This window comes from Janthinobacterium glycogeni, assembly GCF_051380725.1.
Taxonomy (GTDB): domain Bacteria; phylum Pseudomonadota; class Gammaproteobacteria; order Burkholderiales; family Burkholderiaceae_D; genus Janthinobacterium.
Genome location: NZ_JBNYXP010000006.1, coordinates 377,730 through 392,697 on the forward strand (window position 1 = coordinate 377,730; position 14,968 = coordinate 392,697).

Consider the following 14,968-nt stretch of genomic DNA (forward strand, 5'->3'; position numbering starts at 1 on the left):
CCTATCAATACCCCAGCTTAGCAAGCGCCGCCACGCAAATTGCCCTCTCCGCATGGGCTTTTGACGATGTTGCCATATAATTAAAGGCTGGACGTGGTTTATTCGCCGAAATTGCGGTGAAATTGGCACACGGCAACCCTGTATGCAGTAAACTTCTTATTGCATTTTCTAAAAGGTACCGACATGACTGAAGCGCTCCTTACTCCGACCTTGCCCACAGTGACCGTGGAAGCGTTGCGTGCGCGATGCTCGACCTGCAGCATGCATCAATTGTGCCTGCCGATGGGCCTCGATGTGGGCGACATGGACAGGCTCGACCAGATCATCGGCCGCCGGCGCAAGATCGTGCGCGGCGCTTCGCTGTTCCGCATCGGCGACTCGTTCCAGAATCTGTATGCGATCCGCCTGGGGCACTTCAAGACCTACCAGATCAATCCTGGCGGCGAAGAGCAGGTGACGGGTTTCCAGATGGCCGGCGAACTGCTGGGCATGGACGCCATCAGCGCCGACCGCCACCACTGTAATGCGGTGGCGCTGGAAGACAGCGAAGTGTGTGAAATCCCGTTTTCCAGCCTGGAACAATTGCTGGGCAATATGCCGACCCTGCTGCGCCATTTCCATCGCATGATGAGCCAGGAAATCACACGCGAGCAAAGTGTCATGCTGTTGCTGGGCAACATGCAGGCGACGCAGCGTTTTGCCGCCTTTATCGTCAACCTGGCGTCGCGCTATGAAGCGCGCGGCTATTCGGCCAGCAAATTTCAACTGCGCATGTCGCGCGAGGAAATCGGCAACTACCTGGGCCTGACCATCGAAAGCGTCAGCCGTTTATTGTCGAAATTCAAGAAGGAAGGCTGGCTGCGCGTCTCCAACCGCGAGATCGAGATCCTGCAGCCGGCCAAGTTGAAGGCTATTACGGCCGGCACGGACGTCTGCAAATAACAGCACCGTCAAAACCTACTGCGCGTCGCGCTTTGCGGCCTGCGATGCTCGCTGGCTCGGCGCCCCCGTGCATAGCACAGCTGTGCTTCTCAGCCACAAATCACTGCCGCTCGCTACGGTTTTCCCGGCACTGTACGTTATAGTTCCTCATCGGCATGCAGCGCGATGCTGCGTTGCAGCGGCCAGGTCCAGATGCCCGACAGGCGCCACTCGCGTTTGTCGTTTTCCACCAGCACCTGCCAGCGGCTGCGCTCGAGCATCGGCAGCGCCACGGAAAAATTGCCGGCCGCATCGGGCTGCACCAGCAGCTTGATATCCTTTTCCGGCAGGGTCGCATGCGCCAGGTGCAGCAGCAAAGGCTTCTGGTACGCCTTGCCGAAGCTGTGCACGGAACCGCTGAGGCGCGCTGCAGCGACGTCATATGACAGGGTCGTATCCATGGCCAGGTCGCTGGCGATCGTGTCGCGCTTCAAATCCTGGTTGATCGCCTTGCCCTGCTTGTAATAGTCGCCCACCACCAGCGCGTCGGGCTGCGTAAACGCGATATAGCCCATGAAGCTGCCGACGACCACGGACAGGCCGGGACCGATCATCAGCAGCCATGGCCAGCGATGCTTGTACCACGGTGCAACGGGAGGTTGCAGTTTCAGACTGTCGGACATGGTATTTCTCCTGTGTAAACGGCCAGTCCCCATGCGGGGACTGACCTTCCTGCAACTTCGTGGCGGCGAGGGCAGCCGGTCCCCGTCCGCCTTTCCTTGTTAACGTGGCACGATGAAGACCGCGCTTTCACGCACATGCAGCGACGGGTCGTCCAGCGAGTGCAATTCGATCGCAATCTTGTTCGAGCCCTTTTCGCCGACGCCGTGCGGCACGCGCAGGCGGATCGGCCAGCCCAGCGTTTCCGTCGGCTGCAAGGTCACTTCTTCGCGCGTCAGCAAGGTCAGGCCCGGCAAGCCGGAAGCGCTGATTTTGAAATGCTGGCTTTGCTCGGAGGTGTTCATGATCTGCAGACGATAGACGTTTTCGATCATGCCGTCTTCCACTTCGCGTCCCATCGAACCGCGGTCGCGGATCACGTCCATTTTCAGCGGCGTGCGCAGCGCCAGCGAAGTACACACGGCGATGATGATCAGGGCCAGGATGGACGTGTAGATCAGCACGCGCGGGCGCATGGCGCGCTGGCGGATCTGCTTCGAATTGAAGTTGTTTTCCATCGCATGGTCGGTGCTGTAGCGTATCAGCCCCCGTGGCCGCTCGACCTTGTCCATCACGCTGTTGCAGGCATCGACGCAGGCGGCGCAGCCGATGCATTCATACTGCAGGCCGTTGCGGATATCGATACCGGTCGGACACACCTGTACGCACAAGGTGCAATCGATGCAGTCGCCCAGCTTGTCGTTGTTGCCGGCCTTCTTGCTCATGGCGCCGCGTGGTTCGCCGCGCTTGGCATCGTAGGTGATGATCAGGGTGTCCTGGTCGAACATGGCGCTCTGGAAGCGCGCGTAGGGGCACATGTATTTGCACACCTGCTCGCGCAGCCAGCCCGCGTTGCCGTAGGTTGCCAGGCTGTAGAACAAGACCCAGAACCATTCCCAGGGACCGAAATTGAGGGTGGTCACCTCGCGCGCCAGTTCCTTGATCGGCGTGAAGTAGCCGACAAAGGTAAAGCCCGTCCACAGGGCGATGGCGCCCCATACCAGGTGCTTGGCCGTCTTCTTGAACGCCTTGCGCACGGAGGGGCCCTGCTTGTCGAGGGCCATGCGCGCGCTGCGCGTGCCCTCGATGCGGCGTTCGACCCACAGGAAGATTTCCGTGTATACCGTTTGCGGGCAAGAGAACCCGCACCACACCCGCCCGGCAATGGCCGTGACGAGGAACAACAAATACGCACAGATGATCAGCAGGGCCGCCAGATAGATGAAATCCTGGGGCCACAGCACGACGCCGAAAATGTAGAACTTGCGCGTGGTCAAATCGAACAGCAGGGCTTGCCTGCCATTCCAGGTCAACCACGGCAAGCCGTAGAACGCGAGCTGGGTAAGCCATACGCATACCCATCGCCAGGTAGCGTAGCGTCCTTTGGCCTCGCGAGGGTAGATTTGCTCGCGGGCCGCATACATCTTGATGACTTGAGGTTCCATTACATCATTTCACGGGCGTCTGGGGATTCGACAGGCTCCAGACATACGCCGACAGCACGTGTACCTTGGATTCGCCGAGGAAGTCGCTGAAGGCCGGCATGGTGTTGTTGCGACCCTTGCGCACGGTTTCCATGATGGTATCAGCGCTGCCGCCGTACAGCCAGATCTTGTCCGTCAGGTTAGGCGCACCGAGCATCTGGTTGCCCTTCGCGTCGGCGCCGTGACAGGCCATGCAGGCGCCGAACTTGGCCTTGCCCAGCACGGACTTGACGGGGTCCGACGTGGAACCGGACAGGCTCAGCACGTAATGGGCCACGTTCTCGACATCCTTTTCGGAACCCAGCGCGGCGCCCATCGGCGGCATCTGCCCATTGCGGCCGTGCATGATGGTGGTCTTGATGATGTCGGGATCGCCGCCATACAGCCAGTCCTTGTCGGTCAGGTTGGGGAAGCCCTTGTTGCCGCGCGCATCCGAACCGTGGCATTGCGCGCAGTAGGTCAGGAACAGGCGCTGGCCGATGGCTTGCGCCTGCGGATCGGCAGCTACCGTCTTGATATCCTGGCTCAGGTACTTGTTGAACAGGGGGCCGTAGTCGGCTTCCGCCTTCTTCAGCTCTTCCTCGTACTGGCCCGTCGATTTCCAGCCCAGGCTGCCGGCGTAGGTGCCCAGGCCCGGATACAGGAACAGGTAGGCCAGCGCGAAGACGATGGTGATGTAGAACAGCCACATCCACCAGCGCGGCATTGGCGTGTTGAGTTCCTTCAAGTCCTCGTCCCACACGTGGCCCGTGGTGCCGTCGGCGGGGGCGCCGGCGGCCACTTTCACTTTCGACTGCGAGTACAGCAGCACGCCGCAGCCGATGATGCCCAGCAGGGACAGCACGACGATGTAGATATTCCAGAAGCCATTGGTAAAGTCAGCCATGGTTATGCTCCTTCGCCAGGTTCATCTCGGCCTCGGCCGGATAGTCCAGTGCGTCGTCGGCGAACGGCAGGCGTGCCGCCGCGTCGAAGTCGCTGTTGCTGCGGCTGAACGTCCACCACAGGATGCCCACGAACGTCGTAAAGGAAACCACCGTCATGACGCTGCTGGCGCTGTCAAACAGGTTTTCGATTGCCATGCTAATTCCTTGTTTTGATTAATGTACCGAGGCCTTGCAGATAGGCGACCAGGGCGTCTTCTTCCGTCTTGTCCTGCAGCTGCGCGGGGCCGGCGGCGATCTCTTCGTCGCTGTACGGCTGGCCCAGGCGTTTCAGGGCGCGCATCTTCGGCATGATGTCGTCAGGCACCAGCTTGGTCTTCGCCAGCCATGGGTAGGCCGGCATGTTCGACTCGGGCACCACGTCGCGCGGGTTGTTCAAGTGCGTGCGGTGCCATTCGTCGCTGTAGCGGGCGCCCACGCGGGCCAGGTCCGGCCCCGTGCGCTTGGAACCCCACTGGAACGGACGGTCGTAGACGAACTCGCCGGCGACCGAGTAGTGGCCATAGCGTTCCGTTTCCGCGCGCAGCGGACGCACCATCTGCGAGTGGCAGTTGTAGCAGCCTTCGCGCACGTAAATGTCGCGGCCCGCCAGGCGCAGCGGCGAATACGGCTTCAGGCCGGCGACCGGTTCCGTCGTGCTCTTCTGGAAGAACAGGGGGACGATCTCGACGGCGCCGCCGATGCTGATCACCACCGTGACCAGGGCGATCAGCAGCCAGGGGTTTTTCTCAATCCATGCATGTGAAAATTTCATTTGCTTTTGCTCCTATCAGGCGTGCGCCGCGTTCAGTTCCGGAATGCGGGCGACGGGGAGTTTGCTGCCGCGCAGAGTCATCCAGGTGTTGTAGCCCATGATGCACATACCCGACAGGTACAGCAGGCCACCGGCCACGCGCACCACGTAGTACGGATACGTTGCTTTCACGCTCTCGACAAAGGTGTAGGTCAGGGTGCCGTCCGGATTGACCGCGCGCCACATCAAGCCCTGCATCACGCCGGCGATCCACATTGCCGCGATGTACAGCACGATGCCGATGGTGGCCACCCAGAAGTGCACGTCGACCAGGCGCGTGCTGTGCATCTGCGTGCGGCCCGCCAGGCGCGGCAGCAGGTAGTAGATCGAACCCATGGTGATGAAGCCCACCCAGCCCAGGGCGCCCGCATGCACGTGGGCAACGGTCCAGTCGGTGTAGTGCGACAGCGAGTTGATGGTCTTGATCGACATCATCGGACCTTCGAAGGTGGCGATGCCGTAGAACGACAGCGAGACGATCATGAATTTCAGGATCGGATCGGTGCGCAGCTTGTGCCAGGCGCCCGACAGGGTCATGATGCCGTTGATCATGCCGCCCCAGCTTGGCGCCAGCAGGACCAGCGAGAAGACCATGCCGATCGATTGCGTCCAGTCAGGCAAGGCCGTGTAGTGCAGGTGATGCGGGCCCGCCCACATGTAGGTGAAGATCAGCGCCCAGAAGTGGACGATCGACAAACGGTACGAGTACACGGGGCGCTCGGCCTGTTTCGGGATGAAGTAGTAGACCATGCCCAGGTAGCCGGCGGTCAGGATGAAGCCCACCGCGTTATGGCCGTACCACCACTGGATCATGGCGTCCTGCACGCCCGCGTAGGCGGAATACGACTTGGTGAACGAGGCTGGCATGACGGCGCCATTGACCACGTGCAAAATCGTCACGGCCAGGATGTAGGCGCCGAAGAACCAGTTGGCCACGTAGATGTGCTTGACCTTGCGCTTGATCAGGGTGCCGAAGAAGACGATGGCGTAGGCGATCCAGACGACGGCGATGAGGATGGCGATCGGCCATTCCAGCTCGGCGTATTCCTTGCCGCGGGTCAGGCCCATGGGCAGGCTGACGACCGCGCACAGGATCACGGCTTGCCAGCCCCAGAAGGTAAAGGCGGCCAGTTTGTCGGAAAACAGGCGCACCTGGCAGGTGCGTTGGACAACGTAGTACGAGGTGGCGAACAGGCCGCAGATGCCGAAGGCGAAAATCACCGCATTCGTGTGCAGCGGACGCAAACGTCCGTATGTCAGCCAAGGTATGTCGAGGTTCAGGGCAGGCCAGGCCAGCTGAGCGGCGATGATAACGCCAACCAGCATGCCGATGATGCCCCATACCACAGTAGCGACCGCGAATTGCTTCACGATCTTGTAGTTATAGTTCAGCGATTGATCCACAAAGACTCTCCCTGGAATTACTATTTATGATGGTGGCCAGAGAGTAAGTGTTTGACCGGGAAAAAACTTTGATGTGGATCAAAATTCCCCGGATGAAATAAGCGTAGCGAACTGGCATCGAAATAAAGTGATATTTCGATCAAAAAAGCCATGCAAGATCCCTGCAACGGCTGGCTTGACATGGCGTAAAACGTGCATGGAAGCAATGGCCTACAGTGGCTTGTCCAGACACGCCCAAGGCCCGCCATGGAAGACCCCGAACGCCGCGATCCGTTTGATGCCCAGGTGGACATGGTCGTGGGCAAGGCCGAGGGCACAACCCTGTTCAGTCACTGCCTGCTCGATTGCCTGCAGCAGATGCCGTCGCCGGGCATCGTCATCTTCGTGCATGGCGTCAATTCCGACGGCGAGTGGTACCGCGCGGCCGAAGCAGGCCTGTGCGCCGGCCTGAACACGCGCATGAAGCGCTGCGACGAGCACCTGTGCCACGCCACGCCCGAGGCCGGACAATTGACGCCGCTGCGCTACCGGAGCGAGTTGAGCGATGACGGCTATGTCGATCCCGACTATACGGCCAGCACCTTCATCGGGCCGCAAGCGCATTTCTCGCCCGTGATCCAGTTCCGCTGGGGCTACAAGGCCAGCGACAAGGAGTTGCAGGCGTATGGCGATTCGGTCTACCTGAACGAACACGCTTACTGGGGCGGCGGCCCGTTCGCCAATGGCTGCTCCTCGCTGCCGGATCTGTGGGGCGAGGGTTTGTCGGACGCCCTCTTCCTGTTCATCCATATCGAACACCTCAATCCCGTTAACGACCGCATCGTGTATGCCTGCCCGCCGCGCCCCTACTTCGTGCTGGCGGCTTTGCGCCTGGCGCATCTGGTAGCTGCCATCCGCCAGCAGCAGGCCGATGTGCCGATTACCCTCGTCTGCCACAGCCAGGGCAATATGGTGGGCATGGCGGCCGCGTTTCTGGGCAACAAGATGGCTGACGTGAAAGATGCGGCAGGCAAAAGCGGCCGTTGCGTGGCCGATACTTATGTTTTATGCAATCCTCCGTACAGCCTGTTGCGCAGAAACGATACGGAAGGCTGGCTGCAGGGGAAAGTCAAGGATGTCGATGGCAATGTGGGCCGGCAAAGCGGCGAGGCGCGCCGCCAGACCCTGGCGGCATTCTTCGACATCGTGCGCGGCCAGGCCACAGAGCCGCCATTGTCCACCGCGCTGGCGCAGATGGCTGCCAACGTGCGCCATGCTTTCACCCTGGAGAAGGACCGGGCCGCCTATGCCTGCGGCCCGCAGCCCACCACGCGCGGCCGCGTCACCCTGTATTGCAATCCGCACGACCAGGTGATTTCCGCCACGCCCATCCAGGGCATCGGCTGGCTGGGGCTCAGCGCCGAGGAGATCAAGGCCACGCGCGGCGACGGCGTCTTCAGCCAGCGGGTGTTTGCGCAAGGCTTTCCCGTTGGCCAGCACGGCGATTATGACTATTGGAGCAACCACTATCGCCACCCCGCGCGGGGCAGCGCCGATTTCTGGCATCCCCGTTCGCCGATCTCCAGATACGACCCGAATAAAGGCGTGCGCGCCAGCACCAGCGCGGCAGGCAAGGCGGCGACCGTGCGCACGGCCGCGGCCACGTCGGCCCTCATGAAGATGCTGAAGACTCCCATCAATGCCGTGCCGCCCGACGACTGGCGCATCCCCGTGACGGCGCCCGCCTTGCCGGAAGTGTTTGCACCGCAGGCCATGCGCTTTGGCGTACCCAGCCCCCAATTCGACCAGGATATCGATCCGCCCGGCACGCACCGCTATGCGGGCAAGGCGCGCCAGGAAGGCGACCCGTACGCCGATGACGGCGTGGGCGCCGCGCCGCAGGGCAACCGCGATACCGAGGCGGCATTGCGCTATGAAGACCATGCCCGCCTGCGCATGAAGGCCCGCCGCGAGAAGCTCGACGGCAATGACGGCAAGGCGATGATGGAAGACGACCTGTCGACCGCCACGCCGGCATATCTGCAATGGCGCCGCCAGGAAATCGCCGCGCAACTGGTGGCCACCTGCGACACGCATGCGACCGACCACTCCACCATCCTGAGCAATCCCGGGCACGCGGAAAAGGCGCTGGCGTACGACGTGGCGATTGGGGTGTGCCATATCAGCGAGAAGGCGATGCGACAACTGCGTATCGCGGCAGATTGGCGTCTTTTAATCACCGGTAATGAAATGCTGCCATTGAAAATACTCCGTGAGTATTTTTTGACGGGAACGTTCAATGAACTGCCATTGCTGGATTGGGTGCGCAACGGTGGCAGCACGGGAAGCATGCCTTCTGAAATTGTGGATGAGCGCATGTACAAGCGCCCGGAGACATCTTGATGTACAACTTGATTGCTACTCTTCCGCGCAGGCTGGGCTGGAGCATGGTCGTATTCGGTCTGGCGTCTGGTATTGCATTCTGGTCGGTATTGCAGACCGGGCCAATCGATGTTCCTCTTGAAGGAGGATTGCTGATGAAACGACTGTTATTGATGCCGGCAGTGCTGGCGCTTGCCGTCCTTTTCCTGACCTCGGCCTGCGCCAGCAAGGCGCCCGTCGCGGCACCGGCTGCCGCCGTCGCATCCGCTGCGCCAGAATCGCGGTACATGGCTCAGGTGGTCGGCGTGCAGTGGCTCAATCCCCTGCAGCGGCGCGACTATCCGACGGAATGGCAACTGTTGTGGACACTGGGCCTGGCGAAGCCAAACAAGGACGATAGCAAAGTGAAAGAGAATCCCGTGCGCTTTGGCAAGGTGCAATCGATAGGCATGATTGCCTATGGTAATGATGGGACAGAAACCTTTAAAGGATACCATCAGCAATACGTTGCCGAGTTAATTTATCGCTTTCGTGACATCTATTTTTCCAGCAAAGAGTATTTTTACAATGCCCATTCGCTGACCGACAAATCCACGCGTCGCGAACTGGCTGGCATCCACGTCGAATACGCGCTGCCTGCGGAACGTCTCGATCCCATACAAGCCGAAAAATATGCGCAGGATACAATCAGGCGCGCCTTCAGCATCGGCAATCCCTCCTTCCCCGATTCCTGGACCACGGCCACGCCGCCCGACGTGCGCGTGACGATGGGCGGCGCCAATGCGGGCTTTACGTCCCTGGCGGCGGGGCTGGCGTATCTGCAGGCGAACCCCGACAAGACGGTGTGGGTGATGAACTGGGACGCGCCCAGCTATCCGCCCAAGGATGAGCAGATCAATGAAAACATGGTCTTGCTAGTGCTGGCCGGCCCGAGCTATCAGACGGACCGCGCGCCGCTGGCGTGGCTGGGCTTTCCCGCCACGCGCAGCACCGCCGATTTCGCCGCCGGCAAGGGACAGTCCCCGCGCGCCGTGCAGGCCTGGAGCGGCGCCATCGACGCCGCCGCGCGCAATGCGCAATTGACCGATGACGCCATCGGCTACGTCATCCACGATGCGGGCAGCACCTATCCTGTTTCGTCAGAGCGGATTGGCCCGCTGGCGCAAAGCCTGACGGAGCAATTGCCCGACTTCGATTTCAACCGTCAAACCTTCAACATGCCGGCGCTCCTGGGTGAGACGGGCGCCGGCACGGCGCTGACGAACGTGGCGCTGGCCATCGCCCACGCGAACCACGTGGGCCGGCCCGTCCTGGTGGCGGGCACCAGCGACGCGCAGACATTGACCGCGCTGGTGGTGGCGCCGCCGGCCGTCGTGCGGCCCGTCGGCCACGAGCAGCCGTGGTTCCGCGCGCGCGGCGGCAATACCGTGTTCCTGCCGTGGTGGGGCCGGCGCTTCGATGCGCGGCCGGGGTCGCAGGGCTATTCGCGCTGAGGAGCCGGCGGGGCGGCCGCTTCCGGCGGCGTATCGTCGTCCTGCAGCACGCGCAGGCCCGGTCCGACGAGGTCGTCGAACTGGCCGCTGTCCGAGGCCGTGAAATACACCCACAGGGCGATAAAGACGACCAAGACGCTCAAGGGGATGAGGAGGTAGAGAGCTTCCATTAGACTTTCCGCAGGCGCAGGGCGTTGGCGATGACGACGGCCGAGCTGGCAGCCATGCCGACGCCAGACAGCCAGGGGTTGAGGTAACCCAGCGCGGCGGCCGGGATGGCCGTCAGATTGTACAGGGTTGCCCAGCCCAGGTTTTCGCGGATGATGCGCATGCTGCGCGCGGCCGTTTTCGCCGTGTCGAGCACGGACACCAGTTGGCTTGACAGCAGCACCGTGTCCGCATGCGCCTGCGCCAGCGCGGCGCCGGAACCCATGGCGAAGGACACGTCGGCGCCGCTCAGCACGGCGGCGTCGTTGATGCCGTCGCCGACCATCGCCACCACGGCGCCCGTCGCCTGCAATTGCTGCACGAAATCGAGCTTTTCATCGGGCAGGCATTCGCCGCACGCCGTGTTGATGCCCAGTTCCGTCGCCACGCTTTGCGTCAGCGCTTCCTGGTCGCCGCTCAGCAGCACGACTTGCTTGCCGCGCCGCTGGAAAAACGCGACCACGTCGCGCGCTTCCGGGCGCAGCGCGTCGCTGAGCAGGAAACGCGTCAGCCAGCGGCCCTGCGTGCCCAGGTACAGCGGCGTCATGCCCTGCATGCCGACGGCCGTGTCGCCCAGCGGCGGACCCGCGATGGCGGCGACAAAGGCCGCATTGCCCAGGCGGTAGCGCACGCCGTCGACGACGCCTTCGAGGCCCTGGCCCTGCACTTCCTGCAGGTGCTCCGCATGCGTGCGCGGCGTTTCTCCCGCTGCTGCCAGGATCGCCTGCGCCAGCGGATGGGCGCTGCCCGCTTCCAGCGTGGCGGCCACCTGCAGGCAGTTGTCTTCCGTCATGCTGTCCAGGCCCTCGATCTGTTTCAGCACGGGCCGGCCCAGGGTCAATGTCCCCGTCTTGTCGAAGACGATGTGGGTGGCGCGGTGCAGGGTCTCCAGCACGTGCGGCTGGACGATCAGCACGCCGCGCCGCAGCAGGCTGTCGGTGGCGGCCGCCAGCGCCGTCGGCGTGGCGAGAGACAGCGCGCACGGGCACGACACGACCAGCACGGCGATGGCCACGGGCCACGCCTGCGACGGGTCGTGCCAGCTCCAGAAGGCGAACACGGCGACGGCGAACAGCAGCAGGCCCAGCACGAACCAGGCGGCGACCTTGTCGGCCCACTGCGCGATCTGCGGCTTGCCGCTGCCGGCCCGCTCGATCAGTTTCAACAGGTCCGACAGCGTGCTGTCGCGCGCCGGTTTCAGTACGCGCAAGATCAGTGCCGCGCTGGCGTTGATCGCGCCGCCCGGTACCCGCTCGCCCAGTTTGCGGCGCTGCGCCGCGCTCTCGCCCGTCAGCAGCGATAAATCGAGCGCGCTCGTGCCTTCGATGATGACGCTGTCGGCGGCGATCGCCTCGCCCGGTTTGACTAAAATGATGTCACCGACGGCCAGGCTGCCGGCCGGCACCAGGGCGGTGGCGCGGTTGTCCGGAAAGTCCGCCATCAGCGAGGCGGACGCGGGCAAGGCATGCTGCAAGCGCTCCAGCGCCGAGGCGGCCTTGCGGCGCGCCTGCAGCTCGAAATAGCGGCTGCACAGCAGGAGGAAGATGAACATTGTGGCCGAGTCGTAATACACCTCGCCGCGGCCCGTAAACGTCGCCACCACGCTGCCGAAGAAGGCCGCCAGGATGCCCAGCGCGACGGGCACGTCCATGCCCAGGGTGCGCGCGCGCAGGCTGGCCCAGGCGCCCTGGAAAAACGGCATGGCCGAATAGCAGATGGCGGGCAGGGTCAGCAATAAACTGGCCCAGCGCATCAGGCTGGCCATGCTGTCGTCCAGGGTGCCGTCCTCGGCGGCCAGGTAGGCGGGCGCCACGTACATCATGACCTGCATCATCGACAGGCCCGCCACGAACAGCTGGCGGCCCAGCGTCTTGCTGGCCTTTTGCAGGCGCTCGCCATGGCGCACGGCGTCATACGGATAGGCCGTGTAGCCGACTTGCCGCACGGCTTGCAGGATGTCGCCCGGCTCGCACTGCGCGCGGCTCCAGCGCACGTACAGGCGCTCCGTGGCGACGTTCAGGCTGGCCGCCTGCACGCCGGGCAGGCGCGTCAATTGTCGTTCGATCAGCCAGACGCAGGCGGCGCAGCGGATGCCCTCGACGGACAGGGTCGCTTCGCAGCTGCTGGCGTCGCGCGCGAATTGCGCGTCGTCATTGCTGTACAGGCGCAGCTCGGGCGGCACCATGGTCGCATCGGCCGCGTTGACGGCATATTCGTCGCGGTCGCGGTAATACGCGCTCTGGCCGATGTCGACGATGGTTTGCGCCACGGCTTCGCAGCCGGGACAGCACATGGCGCGCGGCACCTCGTCGATGGTGACGAGCCAGTTCGAGCCGGCCGGGACGGGCAAGCCGCAATGGAAGCAGGCGGAGGTTTGTAAAACAGCATTCATACGATTCTTTTCATGGATGGCCCGTGACGCACAGGGCGTCGAGCCAGCCCAGCGACACGCCATTCGCGGCGCGCAGCAGGCCCAGCAAGCCAAAGCCCAGCACCAGCAAGCCGCTGGCGATGCGCACGGGGCGGCGCTGCATCTGCGTGCGCAAGCGCGTGCCCAGCAAGCCCATGCCCAGCAAAGTGGGCAGGGTGCCCAGGCCGAAGGCGGCCATCGTGGCCGCGCCGCTCAATGCCGAACCTTGCATCATGGCCGTCAGCAGCGCGCTGTAGACCATGCCGCACGGCACCCAACCCCACAGGCCGCCCACGGCCAGCGCCTTGAGCGGCGTATCCATGGGCATCAGCGGTTTCAGCAGGGGACGCACGCGGCGCCAGACGACGTTGCCGGCAGCTTCCAGCCGGGCCAGGCCGCGCCAGGCATCCATCAGGTATAGGCCCAAAGCAACGAGCATCAGGTTGGCCAGCCAGTAGCCGGCCACTTGCAGTGACGCCAGGTGCAGCATGCCGGCGCCGGCCAGGCTGCCGGCCAGGGCGCCGGCCAGCATGTAGCTGGCGATGCGCCCGCCGTTGTAGGCCAGCACGCGCAGCACGTTCGTCTGCACGCTTGTCTGCAATGCCGGGCGCGCCACGGCGATGGCGATCACGGGACGCGTCGGCGCCGGTGCCCCGCCGCTGATCGACAGGGCGCCCACGATGCCGCCGCACATGCCGATGCAATGCACGCTGCCGGCCATGCCGACCAGGAACATGGGCACGAGGCTGAGGGCGTTCATCGGGCGGTGTTACACCGTTTTCGAGTAGCGCAGCGGCTGCACCGCGTCCGGCGCCGCGTTCGCGCGCGCCATGGTCAGGTAGCGGTCGAACACCATGCAGATATTGCGGATCAGCAAGCGCCCTTTCGGCGTCACCGTCAGCCAGTCTTCCTCGATGACGAGCAAGCCGTCACGCGCCAGTTCGCGCAGCTTTTCCAGTTCCGTGGCGAAGTAGCTGCGGAATTTCACGGGATGCGCCTGCTCGATGGTGGCGATCGACAATTCGAAGTTGCACATCAGCATCTGGATGATGATACGGCGCAGTAAATCATCGGTATCGAGCTTGATGCCGCGCGCGATCGGCAGCACGCCTTCGTCGAGCTTTTCATAGTACGCGTCGAGCGTCTTTTCATTCTGGCTGTAGACGGCGCCGACGGAGCTGATGGCCGACACGCCGCAGGCGATCAGGTCCGCTTCCGCGCGCGTGGAATACCCCTGGAAATTGCGGTGCAAGCGGCCCTGGCGCTGCGCCACGGCCAGGTCGTCCGTCGGCTTGGCGAAATGGTCCATGCCGATGTAGACATAGCCGGCGGCCGTCAGGCGCGCGATGCACAGGCCCAGCATGGCCAGCTTGGTGGCGCTGTCGGGCATGTCGGCGTCGAGGATGCGGCGCTGCGGCTTGAACAAATGCGGCATGTGCGCGTAGTGGTACAGGGCGATGCGGTCGGGGCTGGCGTTGATCACCTTGCGCAGGGTTTCCGTCATCGTGTCCAGGTTTTGCTTGGGCAAGCCGTAGATCAGGTCGATGCTGATCGAGCGGAAACCGGCGTCGCGCGCCGCCTGCATGATGGCCACCGTTTCCGCTTCCGGCTGGATGCGGTTGACGGCTTTTTGCACGTCGGCGTCGAAATCCTGCACGCCCAGGCTGATGCGGTTGAAACCTTGCGCGCGCAGGGAAAACACGCGCTCGCGCGACACGGTGCGCGGGTCGATCTCGATCGAATATTCGCCGTCTTCATCGGAAGCGAACTCGAAATGCTGGCGCAGGTGCGCCATCAGTTCGTCCATCTGCTTTTCGCTCAGGTACGTCGGCGTGCCGCCGCCGAAGTGCAATTGTTCGATCTGGTTCATGCCGGCAAACAGTTTGCCCTGCATGGCGATTTCCTGTTTCAGGTAGCTGAGGTAGGTGGCGGCCTTGCTGCGGTCTTTCGTGATGATCTTGTTGCAGGCGCAGTAGTAGCACAGGGTGTCGCAGAATGGCACGTGCACGTACAGCGACAGCGGACGGCGGCCGCCGCGCATGCGCAGGGCGGCCAGCGCTTCGAGGAAATTGCCGTAGCCAAAGTCGGCATTGAAACGGTCGGCGGTCGGATACGACGTGTAGCGGGGGCCGGACTGGCTCATCTTGCCGATGATGACCGGGTCGAATTCGACGACGGCGTCCAGGTCGGCGGAAGCACTGCTGAGGAGTGTAGGCATGATGTGTTTTTAT

The 14,968-nt window shown here is 63.1% G+C and carries 13 protein-coding genes; 3 read left to right on the top strand and 10 right to left on the bottom strand.

The window, feature by feature from the left end; translation table 11 throughout:
* The first annotated feature begins 183 nt into the window (after positions 1–183).
* A complete protein-coding gene (gene fnr, locus ACQ4W4_RS16825) occupies positions 184–942 on the top strand; it encodes a fumarate/nitrate reduction transcriptional regulator Fnr (RefSeq protein ID WP_086137410.1) in 759 nt (252 codons plus the stop codon).
* A gap of 137 nt (positions 943–1,079) precedes the next feature.
* On the opposite strand, the gene ACQ4W4_RS16830 is transcribed toward fnr, so the two are convergent.
* From ACQ4W4_RS16830 to ccoN, 6 genes are all read right to left on the bottom strand, one after another.
* Positions 1,080–1,604, bottom strand: coding sequence for a FixH family protein (locus ACQ4W4_RS16830; RefSeq protein WP_436542947.1), 525 nt, complete (start codon positions 1,602–1,604; stop codon positions 1,080–1,082).
* A 99-nt stretch (positions 1,605–1,703) separates the two neighbouring features.
* Positions 1,704–3,086: a cytochrome c oxidase accessory protein CcoG gene (gene ccoG, locus ACQ4W4_RS16835; RefSeq protein ID WP_436542948.1), complete on the bottom strand. Its 1,383-nt coding sequence runs from the start codon at positions 3,084–3,086 to the stop codon at positions 1,704–1,706.
* A gap of 4 nt (positions 3,087–3,090) precedes the next feature.
* Positions 3,091–4,011, bottom strand: coding sequence for a cytochrome-c oxidase, cbb3-type subunit III (ccoP, locus tag ACQ4W4_RS16840; protein ID WP_436542949.1), 921 nt, complete (start codon positions 4,009–4,011; stop codon positions 3,091–3,093).
* The gene (locus ACQ4W4_RS16845; RefSeq protein WP_034752515.1) at positions 4,004–4,207 is read right to left on the bottom strand and encodes a cbb3-type cytochrome oxidase subunit 3; all 204 of its coding nucleotides are present in this window, start codon (positions 4,205–4,207) and stop codon (positions 4,004–4,006) included. The genes ccoP and ACQ4W4_RS16845 overlap by 8 nt, the downstream gene beginning before the upstream one ends.
* Position 4,208: 1 nt before the next feature.
* Positions 4,209–4,823 (bottom strand): cytochrome-c oxidase, cbb3-type subunit II, encoded by a 615-nt coding sequence (gene ccoO, locus ACQ4W4_RS16850; protein ID WP_070223252.1) that lies wholly within the window; start codon positions 4,821–4,823, stop codon positions 4,209–4,211.
* Positions 4,824–4,838: 15 nt separating this feature from the next.
* Positions 4,839–6,266, bottom strand: a complete 1,428-nt coding sequence (gene ccoN / locus ACQ4W4_RS16855; RefSeq protein ID WP_046681775.1) for a cytochrome-c oxidase, cbb3-type subunit I — start codon at positions 6,264–6,266, stop codon at positions 4,839–4,841.
* A 246-nt stretch (positions 6,267–6,512) separates the two neighbouring features.
* Here ccoN and ACQ4W4_RS16860 point away from each other — a divergent pair, with 246 nt between their 5' ends.
* Positions 6,513–8,648 carry a T6SS effector phospholipase Tle3 domain-containing protein gene (locus ACQ4W4_RS16860; protein WP_436542950.1) on the top strand — a complete coding sequence of 712 codons (2,136 nt, stop codon included), beginning with the start codon at positions 6,513–6,515 and terminating at the stop codon, positions 8,646–8,648.
* 134 nt (positions 8,649–8,782) lie between these two features.
* Positions 8,783–10,120 (top strand): hypothetical protein, encoded by a 1,338-nt coding sequence (locus tag ACQ4W4_RS16865; protein ID WP_436542951.1) that lies wholly within the window; start codon positions 8,783–8,785, stop codon positions 10,118–10,120.
* Here ACQ4W4_RS16865 and ccoS read toward each other — a convergent pair.
* From ccoS to hemN, 4 genes are read right to left on the bottom strand one after another with little or no spacing between them, the layout of a single operon-like run.
* Entirely contained in the window at positions 10,108–10,290 is a 183-nt protein-coding gene (gene ccoS / locus ACQ4W4_RS16870; RefSeq protein WP_436542952.1) for a cbb3-type cytochrome oxidase assembly protein CcoS, read from the bottom strand. The genes ACQ4W4_RS16865 and ccoS overlap by 13 nt on opposite strands.
* On the bottom strand, positions 10,290–12,719 hold the full coding sequence (locus tag ACQ4W4_RS16875; protein ID WP_436542953.1) for a heavy metal translocating P-type ATPase: 2,430 nt from the start codon (positions 12,717–12,719) through the stop codon (positions 10,290–10,292). Before ACQ4W4_RS16875 ends, ccoS begins: the two co-directional genes overlap by 1 nt.
* 10 nt (positions 12,720–12,729) lie before the next feature.
* The gene (locus tag ACQ4W4_RS16880; RefSeq protein WP_436542954.1) at positions 12,730–13,497 is read right to left on the bottom strand and encodes a sulfite exporter TauE/SafE family protein; all 768 of its coding nucleotides are present in this window, start codon (positions 13,495–13,497) and stop codon (positions 12,730–12,732) included.
* A 9-nt stretch (positions 13,498–13,506) separates the two neighbouring features.
* On the bottom strand, positions 13,507–14,955 hold the full coding sequence (gene hemN / locus ACQ4W4_RS16885) for an oxygen-independent coproporphyrinogen III oxidase (protein ID WP_436542955.1): 1,449 nt from the start codon (positions 14,953–14,955) through the stop codon (positions 13,507–13,509).
* Positions 14,956–14,968: the final 13 nt, after the last annotated feature.